This is a genomic window from Anabaena sp. EIM26, assembly GCF_057568715.1.
The window spans coordinates 1,607,488-1,625,262 of the sequence record NZ_CM172472.1; the positions used below are offsets into that span (position 1 = coordinate 1,607,488).

At 35.3% G+C, this 17,775-nt stretch carries 14 protein-coding genes and 1 pseudogene; 12 read left to right on the plus strand and 3 right to left on the minus strand.

The genetic code is table 11. From position 1 onward, the window contains the following. The first annotated feature begins 394 nt into the window (after positions 1-394). Positions 395-1,198, plus strand: coding sequence for a Tic22 family protein (locus AC012T_RS06865; protein WP_487064253.1), 804 nt, complete (start codon positions 395-397; stop codon positions 1,196-1,198). Positions 1,199-1,200: 2 nt separating this feature from the next. Beyond that, on the plus strand, positions 1,201-2,121 hold the full coding sequence (gene prmC / locus AC012T_RS06870) for a peptide chain release factor N(5)-glutamine methyltransferase (RefSeq protein ID WP_487064255.1): 921 nt from the start codon (positions 1,201-1,203) through the stop codon (positions 2,119-2,121). Between the two features lie 203 nt (positions 2,122-2,324). Here prmC and hemB read toward each other — a convergent pair whose 3' ends face one another. Next, entirely contained in the window at positions 2,325-3,302 is a 978-nt protein-coding gene (gene hemB, locus AC012T_RS06875) for a porphobilinogen synthase (RefSeq protein ID WP_487064257.1), read from the minus strand. 270 nt (positions 3,303-3,572) lie between these two features. Then, positions 3,573-3,932: a DUF4870 domain-containing protein gene (locus tag AC012T_RS06880; RefSeq protein ID WP_487064259.1), complete on the minus strand. Its 360-nt coding sequence runs from the start codon at positions 3,930-3,932 to the stop codon at positions 3,573-3,575. 124 nt (positions 3,933-4,056) lie between these two features. Here AC012T_RS06880 and AC012T_RS06885 point away from each other — a divergent pair, with 124 nt between their 5' ends. The 10 genes and pseudogenes from AC012T_RS06885 (at position 4,057) to AC012T_RS06930 (ending at position 16,916) form a co-directional block, all read left to right on the plus strand. Further along, positions 4,057-4,398 carry a hypothetical protein gene (locus AC012T_RS06885; protein ID WP_487064261.1) on the plus strand — a complete coding sequence of 114 codons (342 nt, stop codon included), beginning with the start codon at positions 4,057-4,059 and terminating at the stop codon, positions 4,396-4,398. A gap of 1,034 nt (positions 4,399-5,432) precedes the next feature. Next, complete coding sequence (locus AC012T_RS06890; protein ID WP_487064263.1) at positions 5,433-5,996, plus strand: type IV pilin-like G/H family protein; 564 nt, start codon at positions 5,433-5,435, stop codon at positions 5,994-5,996. A 137-nt stretch (positions 5,997-6,133) separates the two neighbouring features. Then, entirely contained in the window at positions 6,134-8,347 is a 2,214-nt protein-coding gene (locus AC012T_RS06895) for an O-linked N-acetylglucosamine transferase, SPINDLY family protein (protein WP_487064265.1), read from the plus strand. A 144-nt stretch (positions 8,348-8,491) separates the two neighbouring features. Continuing rightward, a complete protein-coding gene (locus AC012T_RS06900) occupies positions 8,492-8,971 on the plus strand; it encodes an acyltransferase (protein WP_487064267.1) in 480 nt (159 codons plus the stop codon). Continuing rightward, positions 8,968-10,002, plus strand: a complete 1,035-nt coding sequence (locus AC012T_RS06905) for a Gfo/Idh/MocA family protein (RefSeq protein ID WP_487064269.1) — start codon at positions 8,968-8,970, stop codon at positions 10,000-10,002. Before AC012T_RS06900 ends, AC012T_RS06905 begins: the two co-directional genes overlap by 4 nt. Continuing rightward, a pseudogene (locus AC012T_RS06910) lies at positions 9,999-10,533 on the plus strand (DegT/DnrJ/EryC1/StrS family aminotransferase); the annotation flags it as partial. The gene AC012T_RS06905 and the pseudogene AC012T_RS06910, both read left to right, overlap by 4 nt. A 124-nt stretch (positions 10,534-10,657) precedes the next feature. Then, positions 10,658-11,281, plus strand: a complete 624-nt coding sequence (locus AC012T_RS06915) for an acyltransferase (protein WP_487064271.1) — start codon at positions 10,658-10,660, stop codon at positions 11,279-11,281. A gap of 22 nt (positions 11,282-11,303) precedes the next feature. Continuing rightward, complete coding sequence (locus AC012T_RS06920; RefSeq protein WP_487064273.1) at positions 11,304-12,257, plus strand: SDR family NAD(P)-dependent oxidoreductase; 954 nt, start codon at positions 11,304-11,306, stop codon at positions 12,255-12,257. 116 nt (positions 12,258-12,373) lie between these two features. Next, positions 12,374-13,579 carry a DegT/DnrJ/EryC1/StrS family aminotransferase gene (locus tag AC012T_RS06925; RefSeq protein ID WP_487064275.1) on the plus strand — a complete coding sequence of 402 codons (1,206 nt, stop codon included), beginning with the start codon at positions 12,374-12,376 and terminating at the stop codon, positions 13,577-13,579. A 37-nt stretch (positions 13,580-13,616) separates the two neighbouring features. Further along, positions 13,617-16,916 carry a glycosyltransferase gene (locus AC012T_RS06930; RefSeq protein WP_487064277.1) on the plus strand — a complete coding sequence of 1,100 codons (3,300 nt, stop codon included), beginning with the start codon at positions 13,617-13,619 and terminating at the stop codon, positions 16,914-16,916. A 101-nt stretch (positions 16,917-17,017) separates the two neighbouring features. Here AC012T_RS06930 and AC012T_RS06935 read toward each other — a convergent pair whose 3' ends face one another. Continuing rightward, entirely contained in the window at positions 17,018-17,413 is a 396-nt protein-coding gene (locus AC012T_RS06935) for a tetratricopeptide repeat protein (protein WP_487064279.1), read from the minus strand. Between the last annotated feature and the right edge of the window lie 362 nt (positions 17,414-17,775).

Here is a 17,775-nt window from a genome sequence, read left to right on the forward strand (position 1 = left end):
TGTTTTTCCCTGGAAAAGCCTTCACTAATGAATTTAGTAGTGTTATCTTTTTAAGATCTGCCCAGAGAAGCGATGCCTGCTGAGGGCGTAACCATCGCAGTGGGAACAATTAATTTAATCATAGCTTCACCACTAGTTGAGAAAAACAATAAAATAGCATTGTTCTGATCAAGAGTCCGGGAGATCACTCTCCGCTTGAGAAGAAATATAATAGGCCAATACAGTATTTAGTCCTGAATGGCAAGACAGTTAAAAACAATTAGCTCAATCTATAAGTTATTTAGACACCAAATAGCTTAATAGATAACTAAAATCAGGTGTTGTTGTATAAATCTAAACCATTTTTTGATTGTCTAAGTTAATTCAACTATTAAAATTGAAGTGAGGAGTAATTATGAAATCATTAGTTCGTTTGGGCGCAACCTTAGGTCTAGTAGGTGGTACGTTGCTCTTAAGTGTCGTTGGCATTAATATTCCTGTGCAGGCATTAACAGAACAACAGATAAAAGATAAATTAGACTCAGTACCTGTTTACTTGATTACTAACGAGAAAGGTTTACCCCTAAGTCGTAACTTACCTGATGCTCAAAATGGCCAAAAAGGTGGATCGGTGACAGGAGTATATATGAGTCGCCAGGAAGCTTTAGCTTTTATCAAAGAACTGCGGAATGTGAAAAATAAAGATCCAAAACTGGAAGACATGGCGAAGAAACTACAAGTTACAGCCGTGCCTTTAGGTGTGATTTATCAACAATTACAACAAACAAAAAATCAGGCAAATCGCCTCTTATTTGCTTTTAAACCTGTAGACCAAGAACTCAAAGGGGCTTTAGAGTTGCTACGCGCCAGTGGTCAAAAAATAGATCAATTTAAAAGCGTCCCAGTTTTTGCTGTGAGATTTGCACCAGATAAAGGGTATGTACCAATTCAAGTAACTGCTAATAAACAGCAACTAATTCCTCTATTCTTGAGTAAACAAGACGCACAAGGTTTATTGAACCAGGTGAAGCCAAAGTTTCCCACGGCTGATATTCAAGTTATAGATGTGGATGGGGTGATTAAAACTTTAAAAGATAAAAGCGATTCGTGGTTAAACCAAGTTGTCTTGGTGCCATCGGCAGAGTCTAGAGAATATATCAGGACTCTACCAAAAGAGAATGCTCCTAAGCCGAAAAATTTACCTTCTAAGCAATTTTAAGCATGATGAGTCAACAGCCAAGGGTGGTTTGTGGTTTAGAACTTTGGCAGTGGCGCAATCAAGCAATTGAGACTGCGATCGCTCACGATATCCTACCCTTAGAAGTAGATTGGCTGTTACAGGAGATTGCTGGTTTAGACCGCTTGGCGCTGCGTTTGGAGTCTTTTAAAGCATCGACTCAAATACAAATGCAGTTATCTCTAGATGAGTTAGAACAGTTGTGGCAAAGGCGATTACATGACTGCTTGCCAGTACAATACATCGCTGGGGTGACACCTTGGCGATTTTTTAAACTCGCAGTGTCCAATGCGGTTTTAATTCCCAGACCAGAAACAGAGTCTTTGATTGATTTAGCGGTAGTGGCTGCTAAAAATAGTCGAACAGAAGGTTTAGAACAAGGACATTGGGCGGATTTGGGGACTGGTAGTGGTGCGATCGCTTTCGGATTAGCTGATATATTTATAAATGCCACAATCCATGCTGTTGATTTGAGTCCAGAAGCATTAGCTGTTGCTAAAACTAATGCTAAAAACTTAGGTTTTGCCGAACGGATTAAATTTTATCAAGGTTCTTGGTGGGAACCTCTAAAATCTCTGAAAGGTCAGTTTAGCGGTATGGTATCAAACCCGCCATATATTCCCACTAATACCGTACTTACATTACAGCCAGAAGTAGTTAACCATGAACCCCATTTAGCCTTAGATGGTGGTGTTGATGGTTTAGACTACATTCGTCATTTAATTGATATTTCCCCTCAGTATTTACTTCCTGGTGGGGTGTGGTTGATTGAAATGATGGCAGGACAGGCAGATACAGTCAGAGATCTGCTACAAAATCATGGCAGCTATGAAAATATCCAGATTCATGCTGATTTAGCGGGAATTGAACGTTTTGCTTGTGCTTATAAAAAAATGATTGTCTGATAGCATAGCGTGGCGCAAGCCATATCAGGATAAACCGCAAGCTATCAATCAGAATCTTAAGCTTTGCGCCTTTGCGCGAAACATAATTCATACCACCATTATGCAAGTCCAAAATTATCCTGTACTTTATCCTAAAAATCTCACGCCCAAACACAAAAACCCTCTCTGTGCCTCTGCGCCTCTGCGTGAGATAATATCTTAAATTACAACCACCGAGCCGCATCTTTAGCGTGGTAAGTCAAAATCAAATCAGCACCAGCCCGTTTAAACCCAGTCAAAGTTTCCATCACAACGCGCTGTTCATCAATCCAACCATTTAAAGCCGCAGCCTTCACCATTGCATATTCACCAGACACATTGTAAGCAGCCACAGGTAAATTACTAGCTTCCTTCACGCGCCAGATAATATCCATATATGCCAAAGCCGGCTTCACCATCAGCATATCAGCGCCTTCAGCAATATCCAACTCTATTTCTTTTATTGCTTCACGAGCATTACCGGGGTCCATTTGGTAAGTGCGTCTATCACCAAATTGAGGTGTTGAATCTGCTGCATCTCTAAATGGCCCATAATAAGCCGAAGCATATTTAGCAGCATAAGACATAATCGGGATATCTTCAAATCCCGCGTCATCCAAACCAGCACGAATTGCTTGGACAAAACCATCCATCATTCCCGAAGGTGCGATAATATCGGCACCGGCTTTAGCTTGAGAAACTGCCGTTTTCTTCAATAATTCCAAAGTTGGATCATTTAAAACCCTTCCTGTCAAATCACCAACTTGTAAATAACCACAATGTCCATGATTTGTATATTCACACAAACAAGTATCAGCCATCACAATTAAATCAGGAACTGCTTCTTTAACTGCGGTTGCTGCTTTTTGGACAATACCACAATCATGCCAAGCACCTGTAGCATCTACATCTTTATCTGCCGGAATTCCAAATAAGATAATAGCAGGAATACCTAAATCATAAACTTCCTTTGCTTCTTCAACAATTTTATCTACCGAAAGTTGGTAAACACCAGGCATAGATTTTACTTCTTTAGCAATACTTTCGCCGGGAACAGCAAACAGTGGATAAATCAAATCATTGGTTGTTAAAACGGTTTCACGCACCATTCGACGCAATTGTGGATGAGTACGTAAACGGCGGGGGCGATGTGTAGGAAACATAATTTTTTATCAACAAAAAAACTCAATGGACATAAAAGAAAGCGTCACAAAAGTCAAGTTTTATCTTGTGACCTTCAGACAAACTAGAAACAGTGCTTAACTGTCTTTGCCCTACTGTTGATGAAGCTGTGGGGCAATTTTGTATTTTACAACTTAGTTGACATTTGGTTAGAACAAATTTACAAAAAACAATCTTAAAAAAATCATTCAATTAATTTGGGTAAATTGTTAAATCAAAAGCTTGGATTAATCAAACCACCTAATCTGATCTTAAAATACTCGGAAAATAAACGGATAACGACAAGGTTGATCAGGATTGCTAAAAACACCAATTAGCGCCCAGATTGTCAGTCCCCAATGGATGATATATCCTAAGCCTGCCAGTGGTAACAAAACGATTAGTGGTAAAACCAACCAACCAGTTAGAAAAAATAAAGCTCCCAAAATTGCACCGTAAAACCATACGTTAAAGTGGAAGTTGATCGATTCTTTCGCATTGTCTTTAACAACAGGATCATCGGATACAAATAATATGGCTATAGGCAAACCAACAGATATCATTGTGGTGCTGAAAAAAATTGCTCCGTGACACAATGCTGATAATAGTTTACGTTTATCGCTGTCGTACATTATTACCTCCTATTCAGTTCTTGTTATTTATTATATCAAGAATGAAGACACAATTTTCAGACTAAAAAATACATAACTTCTTGAAGAATTCTGGGATCTGATAAAATTAGATAGGATTGCTGTCATGATATATTTTTTACAAAAACTTAAATTAATCTCAGCAATATCTACTATCAAAGGTATGATTATTTGGCAACCAGATCAAGAAATTAATAAGGGTAGATTTATCATTCAGGGTAAACCCTTGAGTAGTGGTGGTTTTGGGATTACCTACAAAGCTTTAGAACCTAAGACGGGTAAATTATACGCTATTAAAACCTTAAACTCAACTATGCAAATCAGAGAATATTTTGCCCGACAACAGGTTAAGTTTATTAACGAAGCCTTGACAAGTAAAAGTTTTGATATCAGCATATTCTCAAAGTTTATGAAGTCATCCAAGAAGGTCTACTTTTTGGGGTTGTGATGGAATATATTGATGGGGAAATTTTATTTAAGTATGTCCAAAGCAAGGGATAATTATCAAAATTTGAAGCACTTTTATATATAGATCAAATAGGACAGGCTTTAGAATATATGGTTCTTCGGTTCTTTTTATGGAAAACCTGATTAAAAACCATTGAAAGCCTTATAGGACTTACGCAAGTGTCACACTAAAAATCTGTTGTAGGGTGCGTCAGACTGCATAAATATTGCAAATAAACAGATTGTTGATATCTGACGCACCTTACCAATGTGCCAGTTGCCTAAGTCCTGCCTTATTGTGTGGGCATTTTATTGAAAATATGGTCATGATTGGTTATAATCCTTGCCCCGTAAGGGTTTTATTATAAAAAATCCTTAATCACCATAAAAGAGACGCAAGAACCAGCAATTTTAGATTACGTAGTTTATTAAACTGGCACTTTAGTATTAATTCTCCATAAAAGAGACGCAACAGCCTAATTTTCTTGATTTGTAATAGCTGGTGTCAGTCATCTCTCTAGTTGCTCTGCAATTACTTCATCTTCCACCATTAGTCTGTGTTTCTTTTTAGCATGGTCTCTATTGGTTTTTTTCTGGTGATCGTGGCTAGTCTCAATCGCTTAATTACTTGTCTAGATAGAGTTTCCCACTATTTTTGATCACTGCAAATACCGCCCTTGACAATTTCGCCTTTTCCTTAAATTGTCACCAATGCTCTCCGACTGGGAACGAGATATCATCAGGATTTGAGCTTAAGTTGACACCATTAAGCTTTTGCTTTACCTCTACCACACGATGAAGTTTTCAAACATCCTCTTAGATACCATAAAGTCTTCTTTTCAGTCAAATTGGTTGTATCATGCCTGATGATTTCGCCAAGAATAAATAGCTGTAATCCTTAATAAGTCAGCTTTTTAGCTCATTTTCCCCATCCAGTAAAAAATATTTTTCCGTAGAGTGATATGAAACTGATCAGATGTGGGTAAGTTATTAGCACAAGGGAAAAAACAATACTTCACCCCAAGGAAAACTACTATGAAAACTGAACTGAAAGCTAAATTTATCCAACACCTCCTCGGCAAAAAAAATAACAACGAAGGTTTCACCTTAATTGAACTGTTAGTTGTAATCATCATTATTGGTATTCTATCAGCGATCGCTTTACCTTCCTTCTTGAACCAAGCTAACAAAGCTAGAGAATCTGAAGGTAAACAATACGCTGGTTCTATGAACCGTGGTCAGCAAACTTATTACTTAGAGAACCAAACCTTTGCTACTGATATCACTCTCATGGGTCTAGGTATTGCTACTACCACCACTAACTATACTTACAAACTTGAAAAATCTGCTGGTGGTGCTTTAACTACTGCTGATGCTTTGATTGCTGTACTTAACGTTGCAGAGCCAGTGAATGCTGTTAACTTGAGAGCATTTATCGGTGTTACTGACTTGATTCAGTCTGGTGGTGCTACAACAACAACTGCAATTCTATGTCAGAAGAAAGATGCAGGTGCTTATGCTGCTAGTGGTGTAAGTGTTAGTACCTCAGCTGATACAACCGCACCAAAATGTGCAGGTACCTTCAAAGCAATTGAGTAGGATTGTTTATAAAATCTCCTGGAAAACTGTCAGGTTTCTGATGCTATGCTGCAAATAATTTCATCTCACTAAGATAAGAGGTAGGTAAGTTGTTACCTACTTTTTATTTTTTAACATCTCTATTAATCTTCACAACTATGAATAATTTTGAATCTTTAAAAAAACAAGCTTTCACAAATTTCTATACAGGTGAATATCTCCAGGCCTCAACACTTTATCAAGAATTAATTAATCAGCAACCAGAAGTTAAAGAATGTCACTGGTATTTAGGATTATCCTTACTGTTGCAAGGAAAAGAAGCAGAAGCACAAACTAGTTGGATGTTAGCAGTTTTTGATGGAGAAGATGCAGAAATTGAACAGTGGACTTATGAATTAGTTACAGTTTTACAAACAGAAGCACAAAGACAGGAAGAATTACAAGAATATAAATTTGCTTGGGTTATTCGTCAACATCTTCGAGAAATTATTCCAGAAGATGTTAACAATATTTTAGAATTAATCAAACTATCACTAGAATTAGAAAATCTCACAGAAGAGAATTTTCAAGAATTAGAAATTATTGAGATTTTAAATTCTGACTTAGCAGAAATAGATAGAGAATTATTATTTACTGTCCTACAAAAAACTCTCAAATTAATCTGGAGTGAAGCTTGGATACTAAGTTTTCCCCAAGCTTGTATTTCTTATCTAGATAATTTACAACTTACTCATACTGTAATGTTAACTGCTTTAGAAGCAGCTTATACGGGACATAGGTTTGATTTAGCTATTAAATATGCTGAATTAGCTTTAGCAATTAATTATCCTAACCCGGAAGTTATTTCGGAAGTTTTGAGTCATTTAGCAACTTTTCATTATGAACTAGGTAATTTTGATCAAGGTATTGATCTTAGTAAAAAGATATGTAATTTAGCTGAAAAGACTAATGATTTTATTAATGCTTACGTAATGTTATTGCAGGGTTTTCTACGTTCTGGAGGAAGGTGGTATGAAGCTTTACCAATAATTAAGAAATATGAAAGTTATTTACATCAGCTAATTAAAGAACAACCAAACTTAGAGAGAACTAGAATTTATCGCTTATTAAACTGTACATATTATTTACCCTATATTCGTGATACACCTAGAGAAAACAGATTTTTGCATAATCAAGTCTTGCAAGTTTGCCAAAACAATATTCAAATCTATGCTCAAGAACAGTTTAATCGTTATTCTCAATCTCATGCTCAAAGAATTAAAACACCAAAAAAACAACTGAAAATAGGTTATCTGTCCCACTGCTTAAGAGAACATTCTGTAGGTTGGTTAGCAAGATGGTTATATCAACATCATAATCGGGAAGAATTTGAAATTTATACCTATTTCGTAACTTATCGTTCTCATATCCATGATTTCCTGCAAGATTGGTATGAACAAAAATCAGATCATGTTAGAAAATTGGGAAGAGATGGCATCGAAATTGCTGAACAAATATATCAAGATGAAATTGATATTTTAGTAGATTTAGATAGCATGACTGCGGATATTAGTTGTGAAGCAATGGCATTGAAACCAGCACCAATTCAAGTAACATGGTTAGGTTGGGATGGTTCAGGAATACCAACCATAGATTACTATATTGCAGACAATTATGTTTTACCAGAATATGCTCAAGAATATTACCGTGAGAAAATTTGGCGTTTACCAAATACATATTTAGCAGTTGATGGTTTTGAAATTGGTGTACCGACTTTAACCAGGAAAAATTTAGAAATTCCCGATGATGCTGTAATTTATTTTAGCGCCCAAGCAGGTTATAAGCGTAACCCTGATAATGTGCGGTTACAAATGAAAATTCTGAAAGAAGTACCCAATAGTTATTTTTTAATTAAAGATATTAATAAAGAAGTAGGAGTAGTAAGACAGTTCTTTGAAAAAATTGCCGAAGAGGAGGGAGTAAGTAAGGAAAGATTACGTTTTTTGAATAAAGTGTCATCATCAGCGATTCATCGTGCTAATTTGCAAATTGCAGACGTGGTATTAGATACCTATCCCTATAATGGTGCAACTACCACTATGGAAACCCTATGGGTAGGTATACCCTTAGTAACAAAAGTGGGAGAACAATTTTCGGCTCGTAATAGTTACAGCATGATGGTAAATGCTGGTATTACTGAAGGTATCGCTTGGAGTGATGAGGAGTATATTGAATGGGGTGTGAAGTTAGGCAAGGAGACTGATTTCAGGAAAAATATTCATTGGAAATTATTAAAGTCTCGTCAAACTGCATCATTATGGAATGGTAAGCAATTTACTTGTGATTTGGAGAATGCTTATAAAAAAATGTGGCAAAAGTATATTGATGGTTAACAATAAATGATGATATAGCTATCTGCTTTCATAAAAAAAGCATAGTTTGATTGTGTAAAGATCAAGATTAACTGTTACTTATCATTACCCTCAAGCATTACAGTGAATGAGGGATAAATTATAAAATAAATAAGAGAATTGTACATGGCAATTTCACAAGATGTTAAATTAGGTAACAATGTTACAATCCATCATCCCGAATTAGTTAATTTGTATGGATGTAAAATTGGAGATGATACTAAAATAGGTGCTTTTGTAGAAATACAAAAAGGTGTAATTGTGGGTAATCGTTGTAAAATTTCTTCCCACAGTTTTATTTGTGAAGGAGTGGAAATAGAGGATGAAGTGCTGATTGGTCATGGTGTGATGTTCATCAATGATCGTTATCCTCGATCCACAAGTAATGGTATTTTGAAGACAGAAACTGATTGGAATGTAACTCCAGTTAAAATCAAACGTGGAGCATCTATAGGTAGCGGTGCAGTGATTATGTGTGGTGTAAGAATAGGTGAAGGAGCAATGGTTGCTGCTGGAGCAGTGGTAACTAATAATGTACCTGAATATGCGATCGCTATGGGTGTACCCGCCAGAGTAACAGGTGACGTGCGGGAGCGTAAACTATGATAGGAATTGGTGTAATTGGCTACGGTTATTGGGGACCAAATCTGGTACGTAACTTTTATGAAATACCAGAAGCCCAAGTAATTACTGTTAGTGATTTCCGGCTAGATAAATTGACACAAGTCCAATCCCGTTACCCTACTATTGGTATAACATCAAATTATCAAGATTTAATCAATGATGATCGGATTGAGGCGATCGCTGTTGCAACTCCAGTTTCATCCCATTTCGATATAGCTATGCAAGCTTTACGGGCTGGAAAGCACGTTTTAATAGAAAAGCCCATGACCGCAAGCTCTGAACAAGCATTACAATTAATTGCTGAAGCTGATAAACGCAATCTAGTTCTCATGGTAGATCACACCTTTGTTTATACGGGTGCAATTCGTAAAATCCGTGAGATTGTAGAAACTAATACACTAGGTGATACTTATTATTACGATGCTTCTCGTCTCAATCTAGGGCTATTTCAGCATGACGTGAATGTAATTTGGGATTTAGCAGTGCATGACTTATCAATTATGGATTATGTTCTACCTCCCAAACCTTGTGCTGTATCTGCCACAGGAATAAGTCATGTAAGTGGAGAGCCAGAAAATATTGCCTATATGACATTATTTTTTAATGAACAATTAATTGCTCATTTGCATCTTAATTGGCTTGCTCCAGTAAAAGTCCGACGTACACTAATTGGTGGTAGCCAAAAGATGATTGTTTATGATGATCTAGAACCTAGTGAAAAGGTCAAATTATATGACAAAGGAATTACAATCAATAATAATCAGGATAATCTGTATAAAATGCTAATTGGTTATCGCACTGGAGATATGTGGTGTCCAAAACTGGATCTGACAGAAGCTCTAAATAGAGTGGTATCCCACTTTATTAACTGTATTAAAACAGGCGATTGCCCTATGACTGATGGTAAAGCAGGGTGGCGAGTAGTAAAAATTCTCGAGGCTGCTACTGAGTCTATGAAACACCAGGGTAAATTAGTGGAATTGAACTTGACAGAAGTAGGGGGAACATCATGATTCCATTTGTAGATTTAAAAACACGGTATGCCACTATCAAAGATGAAATTAACCAAGCTATTTCTAGAGTGCTGGAAACTACCCAATTTACCCAATTTATATTAGGGGAAGAAGTAGAAGCATTTGAAACTGAGTTTGCAACTTACTGTGGTGCTGATTATGGTATTGGCGTAAATTCTGGTACAAGTACTTTGCACTTAGCCTTGTTAGCTTTAGGGATGAGTGCTGGTGATGAAGTCATAACCGTACCTTTTACTTTTGTGGCAACTGTAGCTGCTATTTGTTATACAGGAGCTAAACCAGTTTTTGTAGATATTAATCCCATTTCTTATACTTTCTTATACTATAGATGTTAACCAGATTGAGTCCGCTATTACTGAACGAACAAAAGCTATACCTCCTGTTCATCTATATGGACAACCTGCGGATATGGACTCTATTCTCGCCATAGCAAAAAAATATAATCTGAAAGTAATTGAAGATGCTGCTCAAGCTCATGGTGCTGAATATAAAGGCAAAAGGGTCGGTAGTCGTAGGTGATTAATGAAGAGTTATCTTTGCCCATGTATGCAGAATTAAAAGAATACGATATTCATTACCAATTAACTTTAATCAATGAAATATTAACTTAGTAAATCAATTAAGGAATTTAATTATGAATAAGGAAGATGAATCTTTTATAGGACTAAATCCTTTAGATGATGATACTGATACTAAATTAAGACACCAAATACTAACATATCATTTATCTTCAATTTTAACTGATAGAGAAAGAGCTAAATTATTGGGATTACCAGAAGGATGTCGGATTCGTGAAAATGCAAAAATTCTTGCCCCAGAAAATTTGGTTTGTGGCAAAAATGTTTGGATTGGAGAAGGTGCAATTCTTGATGCCCAAGGTGGATTAACTATAGGAGACTATACACAAATTGGTCTTTCTACAATGATTTGGTCACATAGTAGTCACAAACAAGCTTTGAAATCTGAAACTTGTATAGATAGTAGCTCTATAATTTATAAACACACAAAAATTGGTAAAAATTGTTTTATAGCAGGTCCTTCTGTTGTAACTGCTGGAGTGACTATTGGCAATAGGGTAATTATATCTCCTCTTAGTTTTGTAGATCAAGATATTCCCGACAACGCTATTTATGGAGGCAACAGACCAGTGAAGAAATTAGAGAAACGTTTAGATAAACTCGAAAATTTGTTACAAGAAATTCTTAATGAACTACCCTCAGATAAAGTCAAGGAAATTATGATGAAACTAAACAAATAATTTAACTATTAACAGAAAAATCATGAAGAAAGTGTTAATAACTGGTGGTGCAGGATTAGTTGGCTCTCATATTGCCGATCAATTAGTTAAACAAGGAGTTTCAGAAATTGTTATTCTTGATAACTTTGTCAGGGGTAAGAAAGCTAATTTGGAATGGGCAATTGCCAATGGGAATATCAACATTATCGAAGGAGATATTCGAGATCAAAAATTGCTGAACAAAATTATGCCCGGTGTTGATGTTCTTTTTCATCAAGCTGCAATTCGTATTACTCAATGTGCCGAAGATCCAAGATTAGCATTAGAAGTATTGGTTGATGGTACTTATAATGTTTTAGAATCAGCGGTTAAGTCACAAGTTAAGAAAGTTATCGCAGCTTCTTCCGCTTCTGTTTTGGGTATGGCAGAGGAATTTCCTACTACTGAATCTCATCACCCTTATAATAACCGGACTTTTTATGGTGCAGCCAAAACCTTTAATGAGGGTATGTTACGCACATTTAATGAAATGTATGGATTGGATTATGTGGCGTTACGTTATTTTAACGTTTATGGTACGAGGATGGATATTTATGGGGTTTATACCGAAGTATTAGTTAGATGGATGGATCGTATTATAGAGGGAAAACCACCGCTTATTTTTGGTAATGGATTACAAACAATGGATTTTATTTCAGTGGAAGACATTGCTAGAGCAAATATTTTGGCTGCTCAAAGTGATATTAGCGATGATGTTTTTAATATTGCTAGTGGGATAGAAACTAGTTTGAATGATTTAGCTTTTAGTCTTTTAAAAGTCATGAACTCTGATCTTAAACCTGAATATGCAGATGAAAGAAAAGTTAATCCTGTACAAAAGAGATTGGCTGATACTAGCAAAGCTGAAAAATTACTAGGATTTAAAGCTGAGATTTCTTTAGAAGAAGGTTTAACTCGTTTAGTTGATTGGTGGAAAACAACGAAGAATTTTTTATAACCTATCTAAATTTTAGTTAGTGTTTAAATTCATATTTTTGATTAAAATATAATCTTGCTTTTTTTTTAATAATTCACAGTTATCTTAACTTTATTTTCTATCCAAAATAATTTATTATGAACGAAAAATCTTATTTTATTCCTATCGCTAAACCTTTTCTAGGTGAAGAAGAGGCCCAAGCAGCAAGTCAAGCAATTTTATCAGGATGGGTGACACAAGGTCCACAAGTTAAGGCTTTTGAAGAAGAGTTTGCCGACTATGTAAGTGCAAAATATGCTTGTGCTGTTTCTAGTTGCACTACGGCCTTACATTTGGCTTTATTAGCCGTAGGTGTTCAACACGGTGATGAAGTAATTACAGTATCCCATTCTTACATTGCAACAGCTAATAGCATTCGCTACTGTGGTGCTATTCCCGTATTTGTGGATATTGAACCACAAACCTATAATATTAATCCTGAATTAATTGAACCTGTAATCAGCGATCGCACTAAAGCAATTTTAGTAGTGCATCAAATGGGAATGCCCTGTGGTTTAAAAGAAGTTTTAGCTATTGCAAAAAAATATTCTTTACCAGTCATTGAAGATGCCGCTTGTGCGATTGGTAGTGAGATATTATGGCAGGAAGAATGGGAAAAAATCGGTAAACCTCATGGAGATATTGCCTGTTTTTCCTTTCACCCTCGTAAAGTGATTACCACTGGTGACGGTGGAATGCTAACCACTTCTAATCCTGAATGGGATAAAAAGTTCAGATTATGGCGACAACATGGTATGAGTGTACCAGATACCGTGCGTCATGGTTCAAAACAAATCATTTTTGAAACCTATCCTGTTTTAGGCTATAACTACAGAATGACTGATATTCAAGCAGCTATCGGACGAGAGCAATTGAAGAAATTACCTGAAATAATCTCTCAAAGACGACAACTAGCGGAAAAATATCAAGAGTTATTATCTAATATTTCTGGAATAGAAGTGCCAACAGAACCATTATGGGCAAAAACTAATTGGCAAAGTTATTGTATTAAATTAGCTGACTATATTAATCAAACAGCGGTAATGCAAAAATTATTAGATCAAGGAATTGCCACACGAAGAGGAATAATGTGCGTTCATAGAGAAGAATCATATCATAGTCAACCTTGGCATTGTGGTATAAAGTCTAATTCTTGTAACTGTCCTCAATCAGAATGTAAAGCTTTAAATATTAGTCAATATGCTCAAGATCGCTCTCTTATCTTACCTCTTTTTCCAGAAATGCTGATACAAGAACAACAACAAATATGTGAAAGTCTCTCACAGATTATACAGACTGTATAAAGCCAAATTCATAGCTACACAATAAGGAGAAAAATTTATGAAAATAGACTTAATTTATCTCGACTCTTCTTCCTTTCCTTGGAATGTTGGTAAAGGATGGTCGCAAACTTTAGAAAAAATGAAATTATTAGGTCAAGTATTTTCTGTAAATGAATCAAGCTATGAGGTTTTATTTCAAAACTTAAAAAAAAGTACAAGTGATATCATAATACTAATAGGAGGAGATCATTATTTACCTTTTCTACATGATCAACCTCAAAAACGAGATTTCTGGCAAAATTTAGAACAGACTACTGTTTGTCTTTGCTGGGAAACTATAATTAATGCTAAATTTCCTAATACGATTGAGAAATCGGCAAGTGCTAGTTTATGTTTTGATTATTTTATTTGCTGTGATGAAAGAGACTTGATTTTTTTTAAAAATAGAAAGAATATTTGTTTCTCTCCAGTTTGTGTTGATGAAGATAGTTTTAAAATCAAAACTCCTATTGACCAGCGTCAAAAACAAATGTTTTTCTTTGGACAGATTACAAATTTTAATATTCCTGGTGTATATGACCAAAGAAGAGAACTATTACAGCAGTTATTAGCAGCAAGGGCAGTAGTATTTGTAAATGGATGGATTGAAACTCACAATTCACCAGATGTGTTAGTTAATCTCTACAATAATTTTTATGCAATAATTAACCTGCCTACTAATATGGGAGGTTATACACAAAGAGTTTTTGAAGCAATGTCTTGTGGAACAACACTATTGCAATATAGATTACAATCTCAACCTATATGTAGTAGTTTATTTGTTGAGTATGAAGATTATATTCCCTATGACATTGGCGATTTTCCACAATTACTACATCTTGTTCAAAATCTAAATAATTTATTTGACTTAGAAAAAATAACTACACAAGCTAGAGAAAAAATCTTAAATTATCATACAATAGAAAAAAGAATCCGGCAAATTATTAAATTTGTGCAAGATGGTGAAAAAATTGAAAATCAAATTCTTCCTAAACTAAAAATTGAAGCAATATCAACTAATTTATCAAAGTTCTCCTACGATCAAACAAAATCAGAAAAATGTAAAATTTGTGATTCAGATTCTCATTACTTCTCTACAGCAAAAATACTTCAGAAATACGATGCTGATTATTTTCAGTGTTCTCACTGTGGCTTTGTGCAAACAGAACATCCTTACTGGTTAAATGAGGCTTATTCAGAAGCAATTGCCCCTAGTGATGTAGGTTTAGTGTATCGTAATAATATGATGGCAACTATTACAGCTAAGTTGCTATTTAATTATTTCGATCACGACGCTAAATTTTTAGATTATGGCGGTGGTTATGGTCTTTTTGTAAGATTGATGAGAGACCAGGGGTTTAATTTTTATTGGCAAGATAAATTTTGTCAAAATCTTTTCGCAACAGGTTTTGAATTAACAGAGACAATTAAATCTGAGTTGTTATTAGTTACCGCATTTGAGTTATTTGAACATTTTACTGATCCCTTGCAAGAATTAGAGGTAATGCTTGAATTAGCCCCTAATATTTTATTTAGTACATCATTATTACCGGATAATAATCCTAAACCTGATGAATGGTGGTATTATACTCCTCATGAAGGTCAGCATATTGCTATTTATACAATAAAATCCTTAGAAATATTAGCGAAAAAATATAATTTAAAGTTATATAGTGATGGAGCTTCTTTACATCTATTAACTACAAACAAAAATCTACCCGAAAAATTATTTGATAACCTTAAAATAGGTGAATTAATACCATATCAAAAAGAATCTCTTTTGTATCGTGATTTCAACCAAGTTGTTAGTAAAATACTAACAATAAATAATTCATTAAATGTAAATCAACCAGCAAATATTCCTGAAATCAAAACACCTGTTATCCTAATTGATGGCGTATTTTTTCAACTCTATAAAACCGGAATTGCTAGAGTTTGGAAATCTCTTTTAGAACAATGGTCAAACACTGAATTTGCTAATCATATCGTAGTTTTAGATAGGGCTAACACTGCTCCCAAAATTGACGGTATTCGTTATCGGGATATATCTCCCTATAACTATAACAATACTGAAAGCGATTACCAGATGCTCCAGAAGATTTGCGATGAAGAAGCAGCAGAATTATTTATTTCCACTTATTACACTACTCCCATTGATACACCATCTGTATTTATGGCTTATGACATGATACCAGAAGTTTTAGGAGGCGACTTAAATGAACCAATGTGGCTGGAAAAACATCACGCTATCAAACACGCATCTGCCTTTATTTCTATATCAGAAAATACAGCCAAAGACCTAAATACATTTTTCCCAGAGATACCATTAGAATCAATTACCGTTGCTCATTGTGGAGTTTCTCCTCATTTTTCCCCTGCTTCTAACAGTGAAATTAATGCTTTTAAATATAAATATGGCATCAATAAACCCTATTTCTTATTAAGTGGATTGGCGGGATATAAAAACACGATTTTATTTTTTAAAGCATTTTCCCAACTTAGTAATAAACACAGTTTTGATATAGTATCTACTGGTGCAGGTAATCAATTATCTTCCGAATGGCGACGGTATACTGCTGGATGTACTTTTCATGGATTGCAGTTGAGTGATGATGAATTAAGACTAGCTTATGCTGGAGCAATAGCATTAGTCTATCCTTCTCAATATGAAGGTTTTGGAATGCCAGTAGTCGAAGCGATGGCCTGTGGCTGTCCTGTAATTACTACTTCTAATGCTTCTTTACCTGAAGTTGGAGGAGAAGCAGTAATTTATGTTAAGGATAATAATATTGAGAGTATGACTAATGCTTTATGTGAAGTACAGAAACCTAGTTTAAGACGCTATTTAATTGAAGCAGGATTAAAACGGTCTCAAAAGTTTTCTTGGTCTAAAATGGCCGATATTGTCAGCGATATTTTAATTAGTCAAACTCTTGAACCTTTTAATCTGCGATCTATTAATCTCATCATATTTCCTGATTGGAATCAATCAGAAGATGATTTATATTTGCAACTTGGGGAAGTAATCAAAACCATAGCTACTGGTTTTAATGCTCATCAAACAACCTTACTAATATATGTTAGTAATACCGATCCTGAAACTGCTGATTTAATCTTATCGAGCATTGCTATGAATTTAATGATGGAAGATGAGATAGATATTACTGAAAGTATGCAGGTTTCTCTAGTGGTAGAAATCAGTGAAAAACAGTGGAAAATGCTATTACCACATCTGCACAGCAGAATTGTATTAGAAGTAGAAAATCAACAAGCGATCGCTAAATTCCAAGCCGAACAATTACCTAATTTTGAAATATAGATAAATATAACTGATGGAGAATAATTAAGGCTGCTATACTAACTTCTGCATTAAAGTGATTTAAAGATAGTTAGTTGAGTTGCTGAATATAGCAGCCAACTCTAGGGATTATTGCTCTCTTCTTTCTTCATATTCCCCAAAACGACTTTATAATCCTGCCTATCTGGATGCTGCTTAACTAATTTCTCCATGAGTGCGATCGCACCTTGCTTATCCCCCGACTGCAACCGGATCATAGATAATTTCTCCAGCGCTATTTGATTATTGGGTTCTCGCTGCAAAACCAACTCATAACCTTTTACTTGTTTTTGTAGTTCAGTCTCCACCGATTGTACTGGTGATGCTGGGGGACTTTCCCAAGCCTTTTGTATAGTAGTTACACCCCCAAAAAGCATTGAACCACAAAATGAAACTAGTCCAATATATGTAACAATTCTTTTCTTACGTTCAATCTGCTTACCACGCTTAATCAAGTAGTCGTCGCTAGAAATTGCCATTCGTTAAAATTTACTGCGGCAAATACTTAACTAACCGCAATCTTTCTCTCCTAACTCTCAGATTACCCACAACCGCAGGAAAACTATCATCCATAGCTAAAGGTGCAGTTAAAGATATAAAGAATTAATAACCACAGGGAAATCCCCAGAAGTTTGCTATCGTGTAGATAGTGTTGAAATTCATCTCAAATTCAATACTTGCAAATATTATCATCTGTCAAAAACTGCGAAGTAGCCCATAACTTATGGGTTTTACTACCAAAATAAAATCTTCCCATTTCTCTGAGACTGCGCTATCATGGCAATTCTCAGGACTAGTAAATTCTGAAATTGGCTATGGTGATAGCTGCACTCTCTCATGG

Excerpts from the sequence above, each read along its gene's own strand:
- prmC (WP_487064255.1), top strand. The coding sequence starts at position 1,201 with ATGATGAGTCAACAGCCAAGGGTGGTTTGTGGTTTAGAACTTTGGCAG.
- AC012T_RS06895 (WP_487064265.1), top strand. The coding sequence starts at position 6,134 with ATGAATAATTTTGAATCTTTAAAAAAACAAGCTTTCACAAATTTCTAT.
- AC012T_RS06920 (WP_487064273.1), top strand. The coding sequence starts at position 11,304 with ATGAAGAAAGTGTTAATAACTGGTGGTGCAGGATTAGTTGGCTCTCAT.
- AC012T_RS06905 (WP_487064269.1), top strand. The coding sequence starts at position 8,968 with ATGATAGGAATTGGTGTAATTGGCTACGGTTATTGGGGACCAAATCTG.
- AC012T_RS06915 (WP_487064271.1), top strand. The coding sequence starts at position 10,658 with ATGAATAAGGAAGATGAATCTTTTATAGGACTAAATCCTTTAGATGAT.
- AC012T_RS06880 (WP_487064259.1), bottom strand. The coding sequence starts at position 3,932 with ATGTACGACAGCGATAAACGTAAACTATTATCAGCATTGTGTCACGGA.
- hemB (WP_487064257.1), bottom strand. The coding sequence starts at position 3,302 with ATGTTTCCTACACATCGCCCCCGCCGTTTACGTACTCATCCACAATTG.
- AC012T_RS06925 (WP_487064275.1), top strand. The coding sequence starts at position 12,374 with ATGAACGAAAAATCTTATTTTATTCCTATCGCTAAACCTTTTCTAGGT.
- AC012T_RS06930 (WP_487064277.1), top strand. The coding sequence starts at position 13,617 with ATGAAAATAGACTTAATTTATCTCGACTCTTCTTCCTTTCCTTGGAAT.
- AC012T_RS06935 (WP_487064279.1), bottom strand. The coding sequence starts at position 17,413 with ATGGCAATTTCTAGCGACGACTACTTGATTAAGCGTGGTAAGCAGATT.
- AC012T_RS06890 (WP_487064263.1), top strand. The coding sequence starts at position 5,433 with ATGAAAACTGAACTGAAAGCTAAATTTATCCAACACCTCCTCGGCAAA.
- AC012T_RS06885 (WP_487064261.1), top strand. The coding sequence starts at position 4,057 with ATGATATATTTTTTACAAAAACTTAAATTAATCTCAGCAATATCTACT.
- AC012T_RS06900 (WP_487064267.1), top strand. The coding sequence starts at position 8,492 with ATGGCAATTTCACAAGATGTTAAATTAGGTAACAATGTTACAATCCAT.
- AC012T_RS06865 (WP_487064253.1), top strand. The coding sequence starts at position 395 with ATGAAATCATTAGTTCGTTTGGGCGCAACCTTAGGTCTAGTAGGTGGT.